The following is a 21,657-nucleotide window of genomic DNA, read 5'->3' on the forward strand; positions in this document are numbered from 1 at the left end:
CCCCTCAAGTCAGTTGTTGCAGCGTCGTTGCTGCTCAGCGGGTGCAATGGAATGCCAGTCGCTTTCGTTCAGGATCCTGTTTTAGACCAAGCCTTTGTCGTTCACTCCGGCGCGCCTTTGCCTTACGTGCTGATGGGTTCGGCTGTGCAATGGAATGAAGATTTTGCCGTCACGGTGAAGCACATTCCTTATTTGTCGGGCGCGGTGTTCAAGGGGCAGGCGGACGTGCAGTTCTTCCGCCACAAGGCCAGCAGTGTGCCGGCATGGCGCGGTTACAAGCCTGGCGAAGAGCTGACCTCGGTGGGGTTCAATTCGTTGTACATGTCGGTCAAGGGCAGCGGCCAGGCTTTGCCGGCCATGGTTCGCCTCGACGTCAAAGAGGGCAACGTGCTTTACGGCACCCACAATGGCGCGTTGGCGAAAGGCATGTCTGGCGGCCCGGTGTTTTCCGCTGATGGCAAAGTCGTAGGCATCAACGTCGCGTTTCTGACCCGTGACGATGTCAGCCGGCTTAAGCGCCAGGATTTGCTGGATCAGCCGCGCGTAAGCATTTTTCTGCCCTACGCGGAGATCAATCGCGAATGGTCGCGCTACTTGGCCAGCATCACCCCGACGGTGCCGCCGGCCACCAAGTTCGCCAGCCGCTGATCAGCGTTCGCGCAACGCTTCGCGCGCGCGGTTGAGCGGTTTGATCAGGTAGTCGAGTACGGTTTTTTCGCCGGTGCGAATGTCAACCGTGGCGATCATCCCGGGCACGATGGCGAAGCGTTTGCCGGCCTTGTTGCGCAGTTCGTCCGACGCGGTGCGGATGAACACGCGGTAGTAGAAGATTTCCGGTTTGGCTTCGTCCTGGAGGGTGTCCGGCGAGATCGTCACTACTTCGCCGTCGAGGCTGCCGTAGATCGAATAGTCATAGGCGGTGATTTTGACTTTCGCCGCCTGTCCGGGGTGAATAAAGGCGATGTCACGTGGCGAGATGCGCGTCTCGATCAGCAGTTGTTCATCGAGCGGCACGATCTGCATGACTTGACCATTGGGCGCGATCACGCCGCCAATCGTGCTGACCTCGATGTCCTTGACGATGCCACGCACCGGCGAGCGCAGGGTCAGGCGCGACAGCGAATCGGTGCGACCACGGATCACCGCTTCGAGCATCTGCGCTTCGGCGTTGGCTTTGGCCAGATCTTCACGGGCGCGGACCATGTAATCGGAACGCGCTTCGGTGGCCTTCAGTTCCAGCTCAGAACGCTGGCGGGTCAGGCGCAACACTTCGACCCGACTTGAGGCGCCGATCTTCGCCAGATTCTCGGTGATTGCCAGTTCGCTGCGCACCAATTTCAATGAGCTTTGAATACCGTCGAGGGTTTCCGCCAGGCCTTTGCGACGGGTCTGGTAGAGCTCGGTTTCGGCGCGGATCAGCTCGGGGAACGCTTGCAACGATGGATCGAACGCCAGCGGCTTTTCACTGACCTCGGCTTGCAAGCGATTGACGCTCGCCAGTGCCGCGCGGTACTTGGCCGCGCTTTCGCCGACGTTGGACTGGTTCTTCACCGGGTCGAGCTGGGCGAGGATCTGGCCGCGCTCGACCAAAGCGCCTTCGCTGACGTTGAGCTGCTCAAGGATGCCGCCCTCCATCGACTGAATCACCTGTTCGCGCGAGCTCGGCACCACTTTGCCGGTGCCGGTCGAGACCTCGACGATCTCAAACCACGCCGCCCAGGCAATGAAACAGGCGAGCATCAGCGCACACCCCCAAATCACCTTTGCGCCACCGGCAATCGCACGCTCATCGCGGCCGTCAAGGTAGGACATCGGGTCCGGTACGTCGGTCATGGTCGATTTCATACCGCTACTCCCTTGCCCGGTGCACGCAACCGCGCGAGTGCTGCGTCGCGATGGTCGTCAATGACGATGCGCCCGTTGTCGAGGACGATGATCCGCTCGACCAGTTGCAGCACACTGACCCGGTGCGTGGCGACCACCAGTGTCCGGCCCTGGGTCCAGGTCGCGAGTTTTTCCAGCAGCAGACGCTCGGTCACGTCGTCGAGCGCGGCCGTCGGTTCGTCCAGCAACAACACTTGTGGCTGACGGATCAACAACCGCGACAGCAACAGGCTCTGACGCTGACCGCCAGACAGGCCCAGGCCACCCTCAAGCACCAGATGGTCCATGCCTTTGGGCAACTGGCGAACGAAGTCGAGGGCGCCGGTTACGCTCAGCGCGGCGATGATCTCCTGATCGCTGGCCTGACCGGCGCCAAGGGTGATGTTGTCGCGCAGGGTGCCGTGAAACAGTCGCGCCTGTTGCGACAGCAGGCCGACATCGCGGCGCAGGTCGGCCGGATCGAGATGCGCGAGGGCGATGCCATCCAGCGTGGTTTCACCGCTGCTCAAATCCATTGCGCCGCCCAGCGCCTGCAGTAACGTCGACTTGCCGGCGCCGTTGCGGCCGAGCAGGGCGATGCGCTCGCCGGGCCGAATGCTCAGGTCGATGGCGTTCAGCGCTGGCGTCGATTCCTCGCTGTAGCGAAAACTGGCCTGACGCAAGCGGTAGTCACCGCGAATCGCCGGCAGGTGTACGCGCTGACTGCCTTCGGGATGATCCACCGGCATTTGCATGATCCGGTTCAAGCCCTCCAGCGCGACCTTGGCTTGCTGCCAGCGGGTGAGGACGTGGGTCAGTTGCGCCATCGGCCCCATCATCCGCGACGACAGAATCGACGCCGCGACCAGGCTGCCGGTGGTCAGATCGCCGGCAATCACCATCGGCGCGCCGAACACGATCACCACCGCAAACACCCCGCCTTGCACGTTCTGCGTCCAGGCCACCAGGCTGTTGGTCAAGGTGCGCAAACGCAGGCTGCTGTCCGCCGAGGCCGCGTTGTATTGGTTCCACTGTTGCTGGAAACGCTGCTCGGCTTGCAGCGCCTTGATGTCGTCGAGGCCCTGGATGCTTTCCACAAGCATGGCGTTGCGCAGCGCCGCTTCGCGCATCGAGGCATTGGCCAGTCGGGCCAGCCGCGGTTGCGCGACGATGCCCGGCAACAACATGAACACCAGTGCCACCAGCGGAATCAGCACCAGCGGCCCGCCGATCAAATAAAACACCAGCAGGAACAACAGAAAGAACGGCATGTCGGCCAGCGCCGTTGCGGTGCTGGAGGTGATCAGGTCGCGGATCTGCTCCAGTTCGCGCAGTTGCGAAATGAACGAGCCGGTGGATTTTGGCCGGGCGGAGTTGCGCAGGCGCAAGGCGTGGCCGAACACCAGATCGGAGACGCGCAGGTCGGCGCGCTTGCCCAGCACATCGGTGATGCGCAGACGCAGAATGCGCATGACGAAATCGAACAGCAGGGCGAGCATCACCCCGCCGAATAACACGTACAAAGTTGGCAGCGATTCGGCCGGAATCACCCGGTCGTACACCTGCATTGAAAACAGTACCCCGGCCATGCCCAGCAGGTTCGCCACCAGCGAGGCGATCATCACTTGGCTGTAGGGCCGCAGGTCGCTGAGGACGATGCGGCGGAACCAGTGTTCGTCGTAGGGTTTGATGTAGTCATTGGTGCGCACGTCGGCCACCGGTTGCGTCGGTCGCAAAATCACCGTGCGCAATGCCTGCTCAGCGAGCGCTGCCGTGTCCATGCGGCTCTGCAAGCCCTGATCGCCACTGAAGCAAATCCCCAGCTCGCCGGTTTCGCCGATGCTTTCGAGCACACCGACCTGACCGTCGCGCAGTTGCACCACCAGCGGCGTGCGCCAGCGGCTCAGGCTCTTGTTGTCGAATACCGCGAATTTCACGCTCAAACCGGCCTGACGCGCCATATGTCGGACCACTTCTTCGACGCGGCCTTCGCTGTGCACCGAAGCCAGACGCACGCTTTCCGGCGAGACGTCGAGCCGATAGTGCCGAGCAACTTTGAGCACCGCTTCCAGCCACGGCGAATAATCTTCTCGTGCCTCGGCAGCGGCGGGTTCAGGAACAGTGATGCTGGCATCGGTCATGGCAGTATCTCGACATTCTGGATGGCGCTGTGGTCGATGCCGAAGACCCGGCGAATCGCACCGCTGTTATAGAAGCAGTCGATCTGCAGGCGTTGCAGATCGGCCTGGGTGTTGACCAGATCGAAGCGCGACTGGTGGATTTCCTGCTCGGCGTTAAGCAAATCCAGCAGCGGGCGCGTGCCCAGTTCCAGGTATTGGCGGCCATACAACATGCGCGCCTCGGTGATGCTGGTCTGACGAAATTCCAGCGAGCGCAGCCGGCGGTTCAGGCCCGACGTCTGCGCCTGGGCTTCCGCCAGACCCTGACGCGCTTGCAGTCGGGCGAAATCTTCCGCCGAATCCGCGGCGGTCAGCGCATGGCCGGCGGCGCGGCTGCGGGCACTGATGGCGCCGCCCTGATAAATCGGCACTTCGAGGTTGAGAAAGATCCCGACCTGAGTGCGATCGGCTCGCGAGTTCTGGTCGTCGTAATTGTCATCCAGGTATTGGTTGACCGAGGGTTGCAACGACAGGGTCGGGTAGGCTTCGGCTTTTGCCTGCGCCAGTTCGGCCTGGGCCTGGGTGCGTTGTGCGGCGGCTTGCAGGACGGCGGGCAGGGCATCGGAAATTTGCGAAGCATCGCAGGCCTGACTCAGCGTCGACGCGGCGGCGTCGCTCACTGCCGGCGGCGTGCGCCGTCCGAGCAGGCTGGTCAGGGTTGCTTGCCAGCGCGCATATTGCGCTTTGAACTCCTGCAACGTGGCCGTCGCGCCTTCGGCCCGGGACTGCGCCTGGACCACATCGGAACGGGTGCTGGCGCCCATGTCGTTACGCTGTCTGGCGAGGTCGACAATGCCGCCGATGCCCTGAATCTGCTCGCGGGCAACGTCGAGCAGACGCTGATAACGCTGCACTTCGATGTAGGCCTTGGCGGTGTCGCGGGCAATGTCGTCGATCGCCAGCAGAATCCCGGCCTGACTGCGCGCCACCCGGGCGCGGGCAGCGTCGACCGAGCTGGACACCTTGCCGAAGTCATACAGCATCTGCTTGAGGGAAATATTCACCGACTGGCTGCCGGCATCGCTGCCGTAACCGCTGGTGTAACCACCTTTGATGCCGCCGGTGACCTGTGGGTAATAACCGGATTCGGCGACATTCACGCCTTCGCCTTGCTGGAACAGGGTGCCGATGGCCTCGCCGATACGCGGGTGCCAGTCCACGGCCAGCCTGACCGCTTGTTCCAGTCCCAGCGCCTGCTCATCGGCGGACGCCCTGGAAGCAGGGGCAGGGCGCTGACGACTGTCGTTGCCTGCTGGTTGTTGCAGTTGCGACGGGCTGATGCTGCGCAAGCTGCTGTCGAGGTTGTCGTCGGCGCGAACGCCGACGGTGAAAGCGGGGTAGAGGCCGATGGTCAACACGACCACCGGCCATTGCTTGCGAAAAACTGACTCCACAGACTTCCCTTACTGTTGAGAGACGGACATTGCCAATGTTGCGTTTTCAGACGACTTGAATGCCGTTCTGCACCCATAGGTGGTGGCTCGGATCCTCCTGTGCCGTGTATTGGACATAGTCGATGCCGTCGGCCTGCTGCGTACCCTCTGCGGTCCAGCCATCGGTCATGTGTACGCTGTCCTTTTCGTCACCCTTGATTAGCAGCGTGTTGTTGTCAGCAGATGTGATCGCCAGCAGATCGCTGAGGTTCAACGTCAGCGCAACCGCGCTGGAATGGTTGAGGTCGAGGATTTCAACGTTGTGGATCTTGCTCTGCAAATCGCCGAGGTTGATCGCCACGTCGCCGCCAGCCCAGAGCAGGGTGTCGGTGCCGCTGCCGCCATCGACCGACGTGAACTGTTGGTCGGCGATGATCAGCGTGTCGTCGCCGGCGCCGCCTTGCAGCGAGATGGCGCCACCGTGCGAACCGTCGAGGGTGTCGTTGCCGTCGGTGCCCTGGATCAGCTCACTGCCAGTGGCGTGCGCCAGACCGAGGTCATCGCTGGCCAGTGCCGAGAACGCGGTGGTAGCGAAAGCACCGGCCCTGTTCAGGTCGATGGTCAGGGTGGCGGTATCGACGCTGCCGTTGGGGTGGGTCAGTTGGTAGGTGAAGGTGTCTTCCTGACCAATGACCGCATCGGTCAGCCCGGCCTTGAGCGTGTAGGTGTAGTTGCCGTTAGCCTGGACCAGCAAGGTGCCGTAGTTGCCGACCAGCGAGACGCCGTTGTAACCGGGCGCCACGTAACTGCCGGCGACCAGCACGCTGAGCAAGGTGTAGACCGAGCCCAACACATCGGCGCCGCCGCCCGCGGTGTCGGTGAGCAGGTTGCCCGACACGGGCGTGTAGCTGCCCACCACAAATTGATTGGTGTAGGTCGCCACGTTGATCAGGCTGGTGTTGACGCTGGTGAGCAGGCCGAGGCCGCCCACCGCTACCCGCACCTGATAACTGCCAGCGGTCTGGTCGTCGAACTTGATCCCGTAGTTGCCGCCGCCCAGATTGAGCAGCGCATTGCCGCCGTAGCTCTTGACCAGCACGTACTGGTTAGTGGCGGTGTTGAGTTTGTACAGGCCCACCGTCATCGAACCCAACAGCGCCAGCAGGTTGCTCGAATTGACCACCACGGTGAGATCGCTGACCGTGTCCGCCGCCACCACGGTGTTGTAGTTACCGCTGCCGCCGCCCAGCAGCACGTTGAACGTACCGAGGTTGGAGTTGGTGGTGACTTCACGGTTGACCAGAGTGACGTCGGTTGCAGCGACATCCGCGGTGGCGTCAAGCACCAGCGCGGGGCTGCCGAGGTTGGCGTCATTCCACACTTCGGTGGCTTGTGGGCTGTCGATACGCACGTACAGATTGGCGGTGTCGCTCAAGCCGTTCGGGTGCACCAGTTGATAGCTGAACACATCGACCTTGCCGACACTGCTGACGCTGCCGTTGGGCGTGTAACTGTAGTTGCCGCTGGCATCGATGGTCAGCGTGCCGTACAGCCCTTGCACCGTGGTGCCGGCGCCGGCACTGACGTAGGCGCCGTTTTTGAAGATCTGCAGTTGCGCGCCGTTGTCCGGGCCGGTCTGGTCCGCCGTGCCATCGACGCCGACGTTGGTGATGACGTTGCCGGTCACGGCTGGCCCGGCAATGCCGTTGAACTGGGTCAGGCTGCTGACGTCCAGTTGCAGTTGCGTATTGACCGTGGTCAGCACGCCGATGCCGGTGCTCGACACCGTCAGTCGGTAGTCGCCCGCCAACAGGTTAGCGATGTCGACCCGCACGCCCTGGCCGGCCAGGGCAATCAGGTCGAGCAGGCCAGCGCTGCCGTTGGCGTCGAGTGTGACCCAGACGCCGCTGGCGTTTTTCACTTGCAGCGTATAGACCACGCCATCGATCAGCGAAATCAGGCTGCTGGTGGTCAGCGTCAGGGTGGGGTCAAGGCGCGTGCCGCTGGACACCGTGAACGTAAAGGTTTTCGAGAAACCCGACAGCAGCGTGGTGAACGAGTCATTGAACGTCTGCGTCGCAGTGGCCGGCGTGAGGGTGACGGTGCCAACGGCGAGGTTGTCGCTGGCCACCACCGGCGCGTTGACGTCGATGTCCGGCGCCGTGACGTTGGCGGCCACCGAGACGTTGCCGCGAGCGTCGCTCAGGTTAACGGTGAGTTTCTCGCCGTTGATCTGCGCGCTGTTCAGGGCGATGGTAAATACCCCGAGGTTACTCACCGTGCCGGTGCCCAGGACCGTGCCGGTGGCCGACTTGATGGTGACCGTCGCTCCGGCCTCACCGGTGCCCGTGACGGTCAGACCGTCGGCGCCGACCAGCAGCGCCGTAGCGGCCGCGGGCGGAGTCAGGTCTGGCGCCGTCGCGGTGGCCGGCGCCGAAACGTTACCGCTCGGATCCGCCTGGGTCACGCTGAGAACCTGGCTGTTGATTTGTGCCGAGGCGAGCACCACGGAGAAACTGCCGTTGGCGGCGACGGTGGCGGTGCCCAGCACCACACCGCCAGCGCCGCGCACGCTGATCGTCGAGCCGGGCACACCGATGCCAGTGAGCAAAGTGCCGCTGCCATTGACAGTGACGCCGGTCGGGATGCCGGGCGCGGTGACGTCCGGCGCCGTCAGGCTGGCGTTGGGCGACAGGTTGCCAGCCGGATCGACCAGGCGCACGGTCAACAACTGTCCATCCAGTTGCGCGCTGTTGAGGTTGAAGCTGAACGTGCCGCCACTGCCTACCGTAGTGGTGCCGATCAATGCGCCACCCGGGCCATAGACATTGACCGTTGCACCGGCTTCACCGGTACCGCTCAAGGTCAGACCGTTCGCGGCAAGCGCCAGGCCGCTGGCCGCGACCGGCGCCTGCACATCGCTCGCCGTCAGGTTGAATACCGGCGAGAGATTGCCCGCCGGGTCTGCCTGTTGCACGTTGAGCTGCTGGCCGTTGAGCTGGGCGCTGGACAGTTGCACGGTGAAGGTGCCGCCGGCATTGACCACGGCGGTGCCCAACACGGTGCCGGCCGCATTGGTCACGCTGACCGTGGCGCCGGCTTCACCCGTACCGCTGACTGCCAGCCCGGTACCGTTCAGGGTCACGTTGCTCAGCGGCGCCGGCAACGTGGTATCGGCGACGCTGAGGTTAGTGGGTGGTGAAACATTTCCCGCCGCGTCACTTTGCGTGACGCTCAGTTGCTGGCCATTGAGCTGTGCGGACGACAAGGTCACCGAGAACGTGCCGTTGCCAGCCACCGTCGCGGTGCCCAGCAACGCACCACCGGCACCGCGTACGGTGACGGTGGCCCCGGCTTCACCGAGCCCGCCCAGTACAAGGCCGGCGCCGCTCAGCACCAGTGCCGTCGGTGCCGCCGGGGCGGTGATGTCTGGCGCCGTTACGGCAAGACCGGAAGAGGTGTTGTTGGCCGCATCGGTCTGTACAGCATCGAGTACCTGACCGTTGACCTGTGGCGCATTGAGTTGTGCGCTGAAGGTGCCATTGGCGCCAACCACCGCGTTGCCCAAGACCACGCCGCCAGCGCCGGTAATGATGACCGACGCGCCGACTTCGCCGCGCCCGGTGACCAGCGTGCCGCTGGCATTGACTGCCAGATCGCTGAGCGGCGCCGGTGCCGAGGTGTCGGCCGCGGTAATTTCGCTTGGCAGCGAGGCGCCGCCCAGCGGGGTGTTGGCGGTGACTTCGAGACTTTCGCCGTTGGTTTGCGCAGGCGTCAGCACGACGCTGAACGTGCCATCCGGGCCGGTGATCCCCGTACCTATCAGGCTGTTGTCAGCTCCGTAAACGTTGATCGTCGTGCCGATCGCCGCCGTGCCGGAAAGCGTCACGCCATCGGCCGAGAGGGCCAGGTTATCCGGCGCATTCGGTACCGGAACCAACGGAACGGTAAGGAGGGTGTCCTCGGACACGTTGGTGGCGACGTCCGTCTGGTTCACCGTCAGCACTTGGCCGGCAGTGATGCCCGGATCGAGATCGATCAGGAATGTACCGTTGGCCGCGACGGTGCCGCTGCCGACGACATTGCCGAGCGCGTCGGTGACCTCGACGCTGGCGCCGGCTTCGCCGCGACCGGCGAGTTGGCTCAAGTCGCCGCTGATGGTGAGGCCGGTGACGGCATCCGGTGCAGTAATGTCATCCACGGGGTAGAGCAGCGTTGGCGATGCGTTAAGCGCCTCATCCGTCGCGATGACGGACAACAACTCACCGTTGGCCTGGGCCGGATTGAGTGTGACCGTGTAGGTGCCATTGCCCAAGGCCACCGTCGTGCCCAGCACGGTGCCGGTGGACGACAACACCGTTACGGTGCTGCCCGCTTCGGCAGTTCCCGCGAGCAAGGTGCCCGCGCCGGTCAACGAGGTGACCGTTGGCGCGACCGGTGCGGTGGCGTCCGGTGAGTCGACCAATGCTGGCTCGGACAGGTTGTTTTGCGCGTCCGCCTGGATTACCGACAGTGTCCGGCCATCGAGTTGCGCAGCCGCGAGCGTGACGCTGAAACTGCCGTCTGCGCCGACTGTTGCCGTGCCGAGCACGACCGCGCCGTCACGCACGGTGACGATCGCGCCGGGCTCGCCGGTACCGGTCACGGTCAGGCCGTCCTGGCTGACGTTGAGGTCGGCGACTTCCAGCGGATCGGTGCTGTCGCCCGCTTGCACGGGCGCGGCTGGCGAAGTGTTTGAGGCCAGGTCGGTCTGATTGACGCTCAACACCTCACCGTTCACCTGCGCCGGATTGAGGGTCACGCTGAACGTGCCATTGGCGGCCACTGTCGCAGAGCCGAGCAAGGTGCCGGCGGCGCTGGTCACGCGCACGGTGGCGCCGGCTTCACCGGTGCCGGTCAGCGTCAGCCCATCGGGACTGAGGTCGAGGCCGGCGGGAGCGGCGGGCGGCGTGATATCCGGCGCGGTGACAGGCGTGACGGGCGAAGGGTTGCCCGCGGCATCGCGCTGGATCACCGACAAGGCTTCACCGTTGAGCAACGGCTGATCGAGGGTCACGCTGAAATTGCCATCGGCCGCGACGGTGCCAGTACCGATGATGGTGCCAACGGCGTTGGTCACCACCACCTGCGAACCGGCCACACCGGACCCGGTGATGAGGCTGCCGCTGGCGTCGATATCGACCTCGGTCAACGCAGCAGGCGGCGTGCTGTCAGGCGCTGCCAGCGTGCCGGCAGGCGAGGCATTGCCCGCGGCATCGGCGAGGACCACGAAAACCGCCTGGCCGTTGGTCTGTGCCGGCGTCAGAGTGATCTGGAAGCGACCGTCGCTGCCCACCGTGCCGGTGCCCAGTTCCGTGCCGTCGGCCAAGGTGACACGGACGCTGGCACCGACTTCGCCGCTGCCGGTGAGCGAGTTGCCGTCGGCATTGACCTGCAGATCAACCGGGGTCGCCGGAGGAGTCAAATCCGGTGCGGTGACCGTTACCGGCGCACTGACGTTACCGGGTGGGTCGGCCTGCTGAACGCTGAGGACTTGTTCATTGATCTGCGGCGGGCTCAGGGTGACGCTGAAGGAGCCGTCGGCAAGGACCACGCTGGTGCCGAGCAAGACGCCATTGGCATCTTGCACCGTCACGGTCGCGCCAGGTTCGCCGGTCCCTGTGACCAGCGCGCCCGCGCTGTTGATCTCGACATTGGCCAGCGGGTCGGGCGGGGTGAAGTCCGGCGTGGTCAGGCTCACCGCCGGGGAGTCATTGCCCGCGGCGTCAGCCTGGACAACAGTGATGACTTCGGCGTTGCTCAGCGCTGGCGTCAATGCCAGCGTGAACGTACCGGTCGGGCTGACGACAGCAGTGCCGAGCACGTTGCCGTCACTGTCGATGACCCTGACCTGGGCGCCGGGTTCGCCGCGACCGGTCACGGTTGCACCGTCGCCGCCGATGCTCAGTTGTGAAACCGCCGTTGGCGGTGTGCTGTCGACCGACGTGAACGGTGTGGCTGCCGAGGTGTTGCCCGCCGCGTCGGTCAGCGATACGGTCAGGGCCTGGCCGTTGGCTTGCGGTGTGGTCAGGGTGATCGCAAACGTGCCATCGATGCTCACGGTGCCGGTGCCGACCAGTGTACCGGCGGCGTTGTACACGTTGATCGTGGTGCCGGCCTCACCGGTACCGGACAACACGCTGCCGTCATTGCTGACCGCCAGCGCTGCCGGTGGGTTGGGGGCAATCAGGTCGGGCGCGATCAGGCTGACGCTGTTGGATTCATTGCCGGCGGCGTCGGCCTGACTCAGGCTCAGCGTCTGGCCCGAGGTTTGCGCCGGGCTGAGGGTGACGCTGAAGGTGCCGTTGGCGGCCACCACTGCGCTGCCGAGAATAGCGCCACCAGTGCCGAGCACGGTCACGGTGGCGCCGGCCTCACCGCGTCCGGTCAGGGCGGTGCCATTGGGTGCCAGACTCAGTTCACTGAGCGGCGCCGGTGCTGCGATGTCAGCAGCGGTGTAGTCGGTCGGGGACGAGTTGATGCCCGTGCTCGACGTCGCCACGGCAGACAGTTGCTCGCCGTTCAGCTGCGCGGCATTGAGCGTGACACTGAAGGTGCCGTTGGCCGCCACCAGCGCGCTGCCGAGCAATGTCCCCGAGGCATTGCGAATGCTTACGGTACTGCCAGCCGTGGCGGTGCCGGTCAGGGTCAAGCCGTCGGCGCTGAGCGCCAGATTGGTCGGCGCACTTTCCGCCAGGTTGCCCGGGGCGGTTACCGGTGTCGCCGGCCCGGTGTTGCCCGTGGCATCGATCTGCAGGACCGAAAGGGTCGAACCGGCCACAGCGGCGGGGGACAGCGTCAGGCTGAAGCTGCCGTTGTTGCCGACGGTGGCGCTTCCCAACAGGGTTGCGCCGGCGTTGCGAACTTCAACGGTGGCGCCGGCTTCGCCGGTACCCGTCAACGTCGCGCCGTTGGCGCTGACCGCCAGATTGTTGGCCGCCAGGGGCGCCGTGGTGTCGGCGGCATTGATCAGTGCCGGGGCGGATGGATTGCCCGCCGCGTCACGGGCCGTCACGTTCAGCACCTGGCCGTTGGCTTGCGGGCTATTGAGGGTCACTTGGAACGTGCCATTGGCGGCCGCGGTCGTGGTGCCGAGGATATTGCCTTGGCTGTCGCGCACGGTCACCGTGCTGCCAGCCTCGGCGTTACCGGCCAGTTGCACGCCGGCTGCGTTCAGGGTCAATGCGCTCGGAATGGCCGGCGCCGTCAAGTCCACCGACACCACTTCGATGGCAGTGGAAACGTTGCCCGGCGGATCTTCCTGAGTGACCGTCAGCACTTCGGCATTGAGCTGTGGCGTGTTCAAGGTGACGCTGAACGTGCCACCGTTGCCGACCTGCGCCGTGCCCAGCAATGTGCCGTCGGCGCTGCGTACCGACACCGTGGCGCCGGGTTCGCCGTGACCGGTGACCGTCACGCCATCGGCATTCACCGCGACTTGCGTCAGGGCGGCCGGTGGGCTGATGTCGGGCGCGTTGACACTGGTCGACGGCGAAACGTTGCCGGTCGGGTCGGTCTGGCTGATCGCCAAGGCCTCGCCATTGGTCGGCGCGGGCGCCAGCGTCACGCTGAACGAACCGTCTGCGGCAACGACGGCGCTGCCCAGCAAGACCCCGCTTGCGTTACTGACGTTCACGGTCGCACCGGCTTCCCCGGTCCCGCTGAGGGTGCTGCCATCGGCGCTGATCAGCGGGTTTTGCACGGCGGCGGGCGCGGTGCCGTCGACAGTGGCGACGCCGGTTGAGGTCGATGTATTGCCGTTCGCGTCCGTCAGCGTGACCTGCAAGGTTTCACCCGAGTTCTGCGCGTTGGGCAGGGTGACCTGGAAGTTGCCGCTTTGATCGACCAGACCGGTCGCCAGGACATTGCCGGCGGCGTCACGAATCGTCACGGTGCTGCCGGCTTCGCCCTGGCCTTTGACCACGGTGCCGACGTCATTGATGCTGACACCGGTCGCGGCGGCAGGTGGCTGCAGATCCGGGGCGATAATGCTGGCGGGCGGCGACGGGTTGCCGGCGGCATCGCTTTGCGTCGCGGTGAGCGTCTGGCCATTGAGCTGCGCCGGCGTCAGCGTCAGGCTGAACGTACCGTTGCTGGCAACCAGTGCCGTGCCCAGCACGGCGCCATTGCTGTCGGTCACGGTCACCGTAGCACCGGCTTCGCCTCGGCCGGTGAGTGCGCTGCCATTGGCATTGAGCAGCAGATTCGACACAGCGTCCGGCGCCGTGCCATCGCCCGCCGTAACGGTGCCTGGCACCGACACGTCACCGTCAGGGCTGGTCGCGGTGACTTGCAGCACTTGCGCGTTGATCTGTTTGGCATTCAGCACCAGTGTGAACCGACCGAAGCTGTTGATCAGCCCCGATCCGAGCACATCGCCATTGCTGTTGGTCACGGTCACCGTGCTGCCAGGCGTGCCCGCGCCCGTCAGGGTGAAACCGTCGGCGCTCAATGCCAGTTCGCTTGGGGTCGCGACCTGCGAGCCATCAGGGCCTGCGAGCGGCACCGCCGACGAGTCGTTGCCACCGCCGTCAGTGCTGATCACTTCGAGGCTACTGCCCGTGCCTGCCGCAGGGTCGAGCGGGACCACGAAGCGGCCGTCTGCCCCAGCGGTGGCGGTGCCCAGCACGCTGCCGCCGGCAATGCTGACGGTGACGACCGTGCCGGGCTCGGCAAGCCCCGACACCTGATCACCCGCCGGGTTGATCGCCAGATCGCTGACCGGCGCAGGCGGCGTGCTGTCCGGTGCGGTGACATTGCCCGACAGCGAGCTGTTAGTACCGTCGGAGGCTACCACCTGCAAGGCTTCGCCGTTGTTCTGCGCGGTATCGAGATTGACCGTGAAGGCGCCACTGCCGTCAGCGGTCGCGCTACCAATGACGTTGCCGTTGGCATCCAGCACCTGCACCGTGTTACCAGGCTGCGTCGTGCCGCTCACTGTCGCGCCTGCCGGATCGATGATCAGACCGGTCGGCGCGGGTGGGGCGGTGATGTCCGGCGCGGTGACCGGGGTGACCGGTGAGGGCAGGGCGCTCGCATCGGTCTGGATGACACTCAATACCTGGCCGTCAAGTTGTGCCGGACTCAGGTTGACGGTGAAGCTGCCGTCGTTCGCAACGACCGTGGTACCCAGCACTGTGCCGTCCGGCGCGCTGACCGTGACCGTGCTCCCAGCTTGCCCGGTCCCGGTCAATGTCACGCCATTGCTGCCAAGCACGACGTTGTCAGGTGCCAGCGGCGCCGTGGTGTCCGCCGCGGTCAGCGGTGTCTCGGGCGAGACGTTCACGCCATCCGATTGGCTCACTTGCAGCGCTTGACCATCAGTCTGCGGGCTGTTCAGCGTTACCGAAAATGCACCGCTGCCGTCGACGATCGCGGTGCCCAACGTATTGCCGGCCAGATCCTTGACCGACACGGTGGCGCCAGGCTCACCGCGGCCGGTGAGTGTTGTACCGGCCGCATCCAGCGCCAGATCCGCAGGGGCGGCGGGGGCCTGAATATCAGGTGCCTGGACCGGCACCGCCGGAGCAGCGGAGGGCGAGCCGTCTGTCTGCACGACGCTCAGATTCTGGCCGTTGGTCTGTGGCGACGACAGATTGATTTCGAAGCGGCCGTTGCTGCCGACGATGGCCGTTCCCAACACGACGCCAGCTGCGTCGGTCACGGTAACGGTCGCGCCGATCTGGCCCGCACCGGTGACGATTGCGCCGTTCGCCGAAATGGACACATCAGAGACTGCAACCGGTATCGTCAAGTCCGGTGCGATTACATTGACTGGCGCCGACGGGTTGCCCTCAGCGTCGGTCTGGATCACTTGCAGTTGTTGCGCATCGGTCTGCGCCGTCGCGAGGTTGACGGTGAAGTTGCCATCGGCGCCCACCGTGCCAGTGCCGATAATATTCCCGTCCGGGTCACGGACGGTAATCGAGGCGCCCACTTCGCCCTTGCCGGTCAGCGTCTGGCCCTGGGCATCGAGTGTGAGGCCCGTGAGCGGCGCAGGACCTTGGGTATCAGGCGTCACATAAGTCAACGGGGCAGAGGTGTTGCCGGCACTGTCGCTGGCACTGACCAGCAGCGTTTCGCCATTGTTCTGCGGGCTGCTCAGCTGCACGACGAACGTGCCGTCTGCTGCGACCACGGCCGAGCCGAGTACGTTGCCGTTGGCATCGCGTACCGTAACGGTTGATCCGGCCTGTCCGCGCCCCCTCATTTGAGCGCCATCGACGCTCAGGACGAGGTCGCTTGGCTGAGTCAGGCCGTCGAGGTCAACCGTTATGAGGGTCACCACCGGCGACGGATTGGCCGCCGCGTCAGTGAGCTGCACGTTGAGTGTTTCCCCGTTGATCTGCGCAACGTTGAGTTGCACCGTGAACGAGCCATCAGCTGCGACGAGCGCTGTGCCGAGCACCGTCCCTTGAGCATTGGTGACGCTGACGGTGCTGCCCGGTTCGCCACGACCTGTGATCGAAACACCATCGCTGCTGATCGCCAGATCAGTCGCGGCGCCTGGGCCGGTGATGTCCGGCGCATTGAGCGTGACCGCTGGCGATTGCGCGCCAACGCTGTTGATTGCCAGGACACTGAGGACTTCGCCGTTGGCCTGCGCACGAATGAGCGTCAGGACGAAGGTGCCGTCGGCGCCCACCACCGCGCGCCCGAGTAGCTCGCCGTTGGCCGAGCGAACTTCAATGGTTGTTCCCGCTCTGGCGGTGCCGGTCAGTTGGCTGCCGTCACTGCTCAAACCGAGATTGGCCGGGGTTTGCGGTTCGACGATTTCCGGTGCGCTGACCGTGGCACCAGAGGATGTATTGCCGGCCGCATCGGTGGCACTGACGATCAGTGGCTGTCCGCCGGTCTGCGCCGGGCTGAGTGTGACATTGAAAGTGCCATCCGCCGCCACGACGGCGCTGCCGAGCAGGGTGCCATCGGCGGCACGCACCTCGATGGTGGCGCCGGCTTCCGCGGTCCCGCCCAGTTGCGTGCCATCGGCGCTTACGCTCAGATTGGCGGGCGGCGTGGGCGCGGTGGCATCCGGCGCAGTGACGGAGCCGGGTGTGGAAACATTGCCCGCAGCGTCGGTGAGCGTGACGTCGAGCGGCTGGCCATTGGTCTGCGGCGTACCCAGTTCGACCTGGAAGCGCCCATCGGCGCCTACGGTTCCCGTGCCTAGAATATTGCCCGCCGCGTCACGTATCTGCACCAGACTGCCGGCTTCGCCAAAACCACTCAGCACTCGGCCATCGGCCGATAAGGTCAACCCGGTCGCAGGCGCGGGAGGCGTCGCATCACCGCTGCTTGCGCCGCCACCACCACCTCCACCACCTCCACCCGCGGCCGCCGCGGCGCCGCCCGCACCCAGCAGGCCAAGCCCGGCGATCGCCCAGGCGGGCGTCGCGCCTTCGACCACGCCGACGCCGGCGATCAGTTCGTCCAGCGAACCGATTTCGTCGAAGGTAAAGCCATTGAACGGCTCGGCGTTGTAGCGCGCCTGCCAGAGCGTCGCGTCTTCGCCTTGAAAGACGATGTCGTTGGCAACACCGTCAGGGCTGGCGACGAAAAAATTGGAGATTCTGATCTGCTCGCCGCTTTTCAGATTGACGATCAAATCCTGACCGCTCCGGCTGGTTGAAGCCAACTGGTCGGGGCTGACGGGCATTTGTACAACTGAAGGCTGATTGAGCTGAACATTGCCCCAGTTTTGGGCAGTGAGCTGAGAACTGGATTTGTCGGCGATGACGATGTTGTCCATTACTTCTCCCTGAGAGTGCATGGGTGGACGTCCACGGGTATGTCCAGAACCATAGATAACGCACGTCAGTTGGGGGCGTCTGATATCTGGCGATAAACCAAAGGTCTTCAGGCGGATCAAATATCTTATTGATTAAAAAAGAGAAACAAGGACTTATCCGTTGATCGGAATGTTGGATCCAACCAAGTTTTGAATGAAACAAAATGTGTCGCCTTCACCGTTTGCCCAAGGCGTGGGCGATTCTCCTGTCACCGGCGTCGGCGATCACGCCTACGCAATATCCAACCTCGTGATTCACCTTCAGCGGGTGTGCCTACCAAGGAATTAATGCCTTAGGAAGGACAGCGAGACAGGCTTGTACAAGAAAACCGGGCCATCGGTTTTCTATGCCTGCGTACCTTCTTTTTGCTGATCTACAAGTTGATGCGCTAGCTATCTAACCTCGAAATGATCGAGCGTAACGATAGCTAGCGGCCCCTGTCAGGCGTGGGTGATAGACAGGTCGGTGATAATGCACACCGAGCCGTCGTTCGGGTCGGTGGTGGCGGAGTAATCGATCTGGTTGTACACCCCGCCGTGGAAAGCCAGGGTCTGGGTGCTCCAGGTGTCGTCGAAGCGCAGGATGGCGGAGGTGGACTTAACCCCGTTGCAACTGGCCGACACAGACACGGCACCGTTTGCGTTGGCGTGGATGTTGAGTTGGAACAATGCGCCGAGCGGCACATTTTCCAGCACCGTCGTGTTGACCGGATCCGCTTGCAGAAAGCTCGCGCGGAATCCCAGGGTTATCTTGCCCTTGTTCCAGAACACCTTGACCGGAGGCTGTTGGGAACCCTTCACGTGTATCTGGCCGATGACCACTTTCTGCAAGGCGTTGACTTTGACCAGGCGCATTTGCTGACGGCACCAGTGGTCAGGCGCGCTGGACAACAGCCAGTACCCCGGCTCTTTCCATTCACAGCGGGTGCGCTTGGTGCTCTTGCTGGAGGCACCCAGGGTGGGCGCCGTCATCTGCAACGAGCCGTCCGGCAGCATTGCGATGACTTCAGGGCACTCGAGCAGTGCTCGCGAACCGATCAGTTCCAGCGCAATCGGGTTGGTCGGCGAAATGGGCAGGGGGGTGGTGATGGTGAAATTGCTGATGTCCACAGTCATTGTCGAGCCCTCACTTCATTGGAAGTCACCTGTCGGCTCTGTCGAGCCGTGATTGATTCGGCCGCAAAAAAATGGCGCAGCAAGCGGCCACTGCACACGCCATCAAAGCAGTGAAAACCCCGGTCGCCTCCAGCAGGGTGCCAAAAAGCGGTGTGCCGGCGGTCTGGCCGAGCGCCAGAACGAGGAAGGGAATACCGAGGCCTAGGTCCGGGCGATCCGGGAATAGACCGATGCCCTGAATCAGGTAGGCACCAGACGAAACAATGTAAGCCGCGCCGAACAGGCACAGGGCTGCGAAGCCGTACAGCGGCGCGACTGCGGCCGCCGCCAGGGCAAGCGTGCCAAGGGCAATGCCGAGCAGGGCGAGTCCATGGATCCTGGCGATGCCGAATCGACGGGTCAGCACGCCCGTGAAGCCGCCACCGAGACCGGCCACGCCGAGCACTATCCAGGCCCAGGCAATCGCCGCTTCGGTGAAGCCGGATTGACGACGCAGAATGTCGGCGCCGAATGTCCAGACCGCCGTGCTCGCCAGCCCCATCAGAAAAGCGCTGCCACTGAGGGCAAGCAAACCGGGCCGTGCCAGCATGGACCAAGAGACGCTCGGTGCAGCGTCACTCGCAGCGTCTGGCGCTACGGCGAACCACAGCCAGAGCGTTATCGCGACGCCGATCATCGCGAACAGCGCATACAGTTCACGCCATTGCCCGGCGGCCAACATCGCCGCCACGCCGGAGAATACGATGCCGGCCGCCGTTCCGGCGTTGATAACACCATTGGCCCGAGGACGCTGATCGTCGGCGAACTGCGCAGCGACGGCGCTGGCCAGCGGTGGTGACGTCAGGCCGGTGCTCAAGCCGGCGAGCGCGACGCCACAGCCCAGCATCCAACCGTTCGAGGCCTGGACCATCACGGCCATCCCCAGCGACGCCATGGCGCCGGCAATCACCGCCAGCGCACGCGCGCTCAGTCGGCTGTTGCCCAAAAACGTCGCGACGATGCCGACACAGTAAGCGGCGAAGGCACTGCCGCCGATCCATCCAGCGGCCGATACGCTGAGTCCCAGATCCGCACGAATTCGTGGCAGCAGCAGTCCGTAGGCAAAGCGCGCCAGGCCATACGACAGGGCGGTGAGGGCGAACGCGGCCGCAACCAGATTAATGCCGCGTTTCATCCGTTCGCCGCCCGGTCGTGCGCAACGGGGTCATTTCTTCGCCGAAGACGTTTTGGTGCGAGGCTTTTTCTCCGCTGACGCAGGCGCGTCTCTGGATTTTTTCTGTGGCGCAGGCGGCGCTACGCTGCTGGCGATAGAGCCTGGCAAGCCGTCCGAATCAAACGCATCCAGTTCCGCTTGTGCCTGGAACCAGTGCTCGAAATCCTGACCGTGGGGACGGCCTTGTTCTTCCCAGATGCGGTAGGCGGTTTTTCTGAGGGTTTCTTCGTCCATTTCAGTTCTCCTGCGGATGGAATCGTTGCATGCGCTGACCGCGCGTCACCCCAGCGTCATGGCGAGGTTAAGCCCGAGCACCACCATGATCGACACTGCGAAAATCTTCCGCGCCCAGGCTTTTTGCTCGGTTGCCGGGGGGCTGTGCAGCGCGAGCCAGAGCCAGTAGCCGCCGAGGCTCGCCACGAGCAAAAAATACGCCACGCCGAGTCGGCTGATCAGGCCCAGCAAGAGGCTGGCGGCAAGGAACGCAATCATGTAACCGAGGATCTGCTTGCGCGCCTCGGCGAGCGTCAAGGTCGGTAATCCGGCGGCCTTGAAATCGTCGCGGCGCATCAACGTGATGGCGTGAGAGTGCGGCATTTGCCAGCAACAGAACACCACGATCAGCATCCACGCCGTCGCATCCAGGCGTGCCGTCACGGCGCAATAACCGATCACCGGCGGCATCGCACCGGACAGACTGCCGACCAGCGTGCCCCAGTGCGAGCGGCGCTTCATCAGGCACGTGTAAACCCCCGCGTAAATCAGCAGACCGACCGCCGCCGCTGCGCACGCGACGGCATTGGTGCGTGTCCACAACAGGCCAAAACCGATCATGCCGAGCGCCAGGGCATAGCACAGCGCGGTCGGGACCGAGACGGCGCGAATTGCCAGCGCACGGTGGCAGGTGCGTACCATGCGCCGGTCGATGTCGCGGTCGACGCAATTGTTGATGACGCAGCCACAACCGATGACCAGCGCCGTTCCCAGTAACGTCGCGAGCAGATGCCCTGGCGCAATCGGCTGCCCGGCGCCGGCCAGGCAATACGCGCCGAACACCGACGCAAGATTGCCGAAGATGATCCCGGGCTTGGTCAGTTCGATACCGACGTTGAGCGGCAGCAGCCATTGCTTCAGTGCGCCAGCATGTTGTGATGAATGCTGTCCATGATCCATAACGAGAGCCCCACGAGCAGCACAATGATGACAACTGAAAAGATCAGCGCGATCAGGTTCCAGCGCTGCTCTGCGGCGGTGTCCAGGTGCAGGAAATATTTCAGATGGACGAAAATCTGCACCACACCCAGCGCGACGACCACCCACGCGGTGAGGTGTCGCGGCAGCGTGGGATACATCACCAGCGCAAACGGGATCGCGGTCAGGACTACCGAAATGATGAACCCGATCAGGTACGAACGGGCGGTGCCATGGCTGGTGCCGGCACTGCTATGAATCGGACTTTGGTTATACATGTCAGACCACCCCCAGCAGATAAACCACGGTAAATACGCAGATCCACACCACGTCGAGGAAGTGCCAGAACAGGCTCAGGCAACTCAGGCGCGTGGTGTTGGTATTGGTCAGGCCGCGGCTGCGGATCTGCGCCATTAGCACCGCCATCCATACCAGCCCGCTAAGCACGTGGGCCCCGTGGGTGCCGACCAGAGTGAAGAACGCGGTGAGGAAACCGCTGCGGTCCGGCCCGTAGCCTTCGGCGATCAGGTGATGGAATTCGTTGATTTCCATCGCGATAAAGCCGCAACCCAGAACGAACGTAACCCCCAGCCAGCGCAGCACATGGCCGGTGTGATTGCGGTTCATCGCCAGCATTGCGTAGCCGTAGGTGATGCTGCTCAACAGCAGCAGCGCGGTTTCGACCAGCACATACGGCAGCTCGAAAATGTCCACCGTCGAGGGACCGCCCGCCACACTGTCGCGCAACACCGCATAGCCGGCGAACAGCGTGGCGAACAGGATGCAGTCGGTCATCAGGTAGATCCAGAAACCGAACACGCGCATCGAACCCGCATCTTCGTGGCCCTGCTCATGGCTATGGGCGATGTCTTTATCCAGCACGATATTGGACAT

At 64.0% G+C, this 21,657-nt stretch carries 11 protein-coding genes; 1 reads left to right on the top strand and 10 read right to left on the bottom strand.

What is annotated here, in order from left to right; genetic code table 11:
- The first annotated feature begins 51 nt into the window (after positions 1-51).
- On the top strand, positions 52-648 hold the full coding sequence (locus HU739_RS03280) for a trypsin-like peptidase domain-containing protein (RefSeq protein ID WP_186546394.1): 597 nt from the start codon (positions 52-54) through the stop codon (positions 646-648).
- Here the strand turns inward: HU739_RS03280 and HU739_RS03285 are convergent, their stop codons facing one another.
- The 10 genes from HU739_RS03285 to cyoC form a co-directional block, all read right to left on the bottom strand.
- The gene (locus HU739_RS03285) at positions 649-1,845 is read right to left on the bottom strand and encodes an HlyD family type I secretion periplasmic adaptor subunit (protein ID WP_407681943.1); all 1,197 of its coding nucleotides are present in this window, start codon (positions 1,843-1,845) and stop codon (positions 649-651) included.
- The gene (locus tag HU739_RS03290) at positions 1,842-4,004 is read right to left on the bottom strand and encodes a type I secretion system permease/ATPase (RefSeq protein ID WP_186546393.1); all 2,163 of its coding nucleotides are present in this window, start codon (positions 4,002-4,004) and stop codon (positions 1,842-1,844) included. Before HU739_RS03290 ends, HU739_RS03285 begins: the two co-directional genes overlap by 4 nt.
- Positions 4,001-5,437, bottom strand: coding sequence for a TolC family outer membrane protein (locus HU739_RS03295; RefSeq protein ID WP_186546392.1), 1,437 nt, complete (start codon positions 5,435-5,437; stop codon positions 4,001-4,003). Before HU739_RS03295 ends, HU739_RS03290 begins: the two co-directional genes overlap by 4 nt.
- Before the next feature lie 46 nt (positions 5,438-5,483).
- A complete protein-coding gene (locus HU739_RS03300; protein WP_186546391.1) occupies positions 5,484-17,204 on the bottom strand; it encodes a BapA/Bap/LapF family large adhesin in 11,721 nt (3,906 codons plus the stop codon).
- 480 nt (positions 17,205-17,684) lie between these two features.
- Complete coding sequence (locus tag HU739_RS03305; protein WP_186546390.1) at positions 17,685-18,359, bottom strand: polysaccharide lyase family 7 protein; 675 nt, start codon at positions 18,357-18,359, stop codon at positions 17,685-17,687.
- A 25-nt stretch (positions 18,360-18,384) separates the two neighbouring features.
- Positions 18,385-19,533, bottom strand: a complete 1,149-nt coding sequence (locus HU739_RS03310) for an MFS transporter (RefSeq protein ID WP_186546389.1) — start codon at positions 19,531-19,533, stop codon at positions 18,385-18,387.
- A gap of 30 nt (positions 19,534-19,563) precedes the next feature.
- A complete protein-coding gene (locus tag HU739_RS03315; protein ID WP_186546388.1) occupies positions 19,564-19,806 on the bottom strand; it encodes a DUF2934 domain-containing protein in 243 nt (80 codons plus the stop codon).
- 45 nt (positions 19,807-19,851) lie between these two features.
- Positions 19,852-20,745, bottom strand: coding sequence for a heme o synthase (gene cyoE, locus HU739_RS03320; RefSeq protein WP_186546387.1), 894 nt, complete (start codon positions 20,743-20,745; stop codon positions 19,852-19,854).
- Positions 20,703-21,041 carry a cytochrome o ubiquinol oxidase subunit IV gene (gene cyoD / locus HU739_RS03325; protein ID WP_186546386.1) on the bottom strand — a complete coding sequence of 113 codons (339 nt, stop codon included), beginning with the start codon at positions 21,039-21,041 and terminating at the stop codon, positions 20,703-20,705. Before cyoD ends, cyoE begins: the two co-directional genes overlap by 43 nt.
- A gap of 1 nt (position 21,042) precedes the next feature.
- The gene (gene cyoC / locus HU739_RS03330; RefSeq protein WP_186546385.1) at positions 21,043-21,657 is read right to left on the bottom strand and encodes a cytochrome o ubiquinol oxidase subunit III; all 615 of its coding nucleotides are present in this window, start codon (positions 21,655-21,657) and stop codon (positions 21,043-21,045) included.

The sequence above is a fragment of the Pseudomonas hamedanensis genome, from assembly GCF_014268595.2.
Classification (GTDB): domain Bacteria; phylum Pseudomonadota; class Gammaproteobacteria; order Pseudomonadales; family Pseudomonadaceae; genus Aquipseudomonas; species Aquipseudomonas hamedanensis.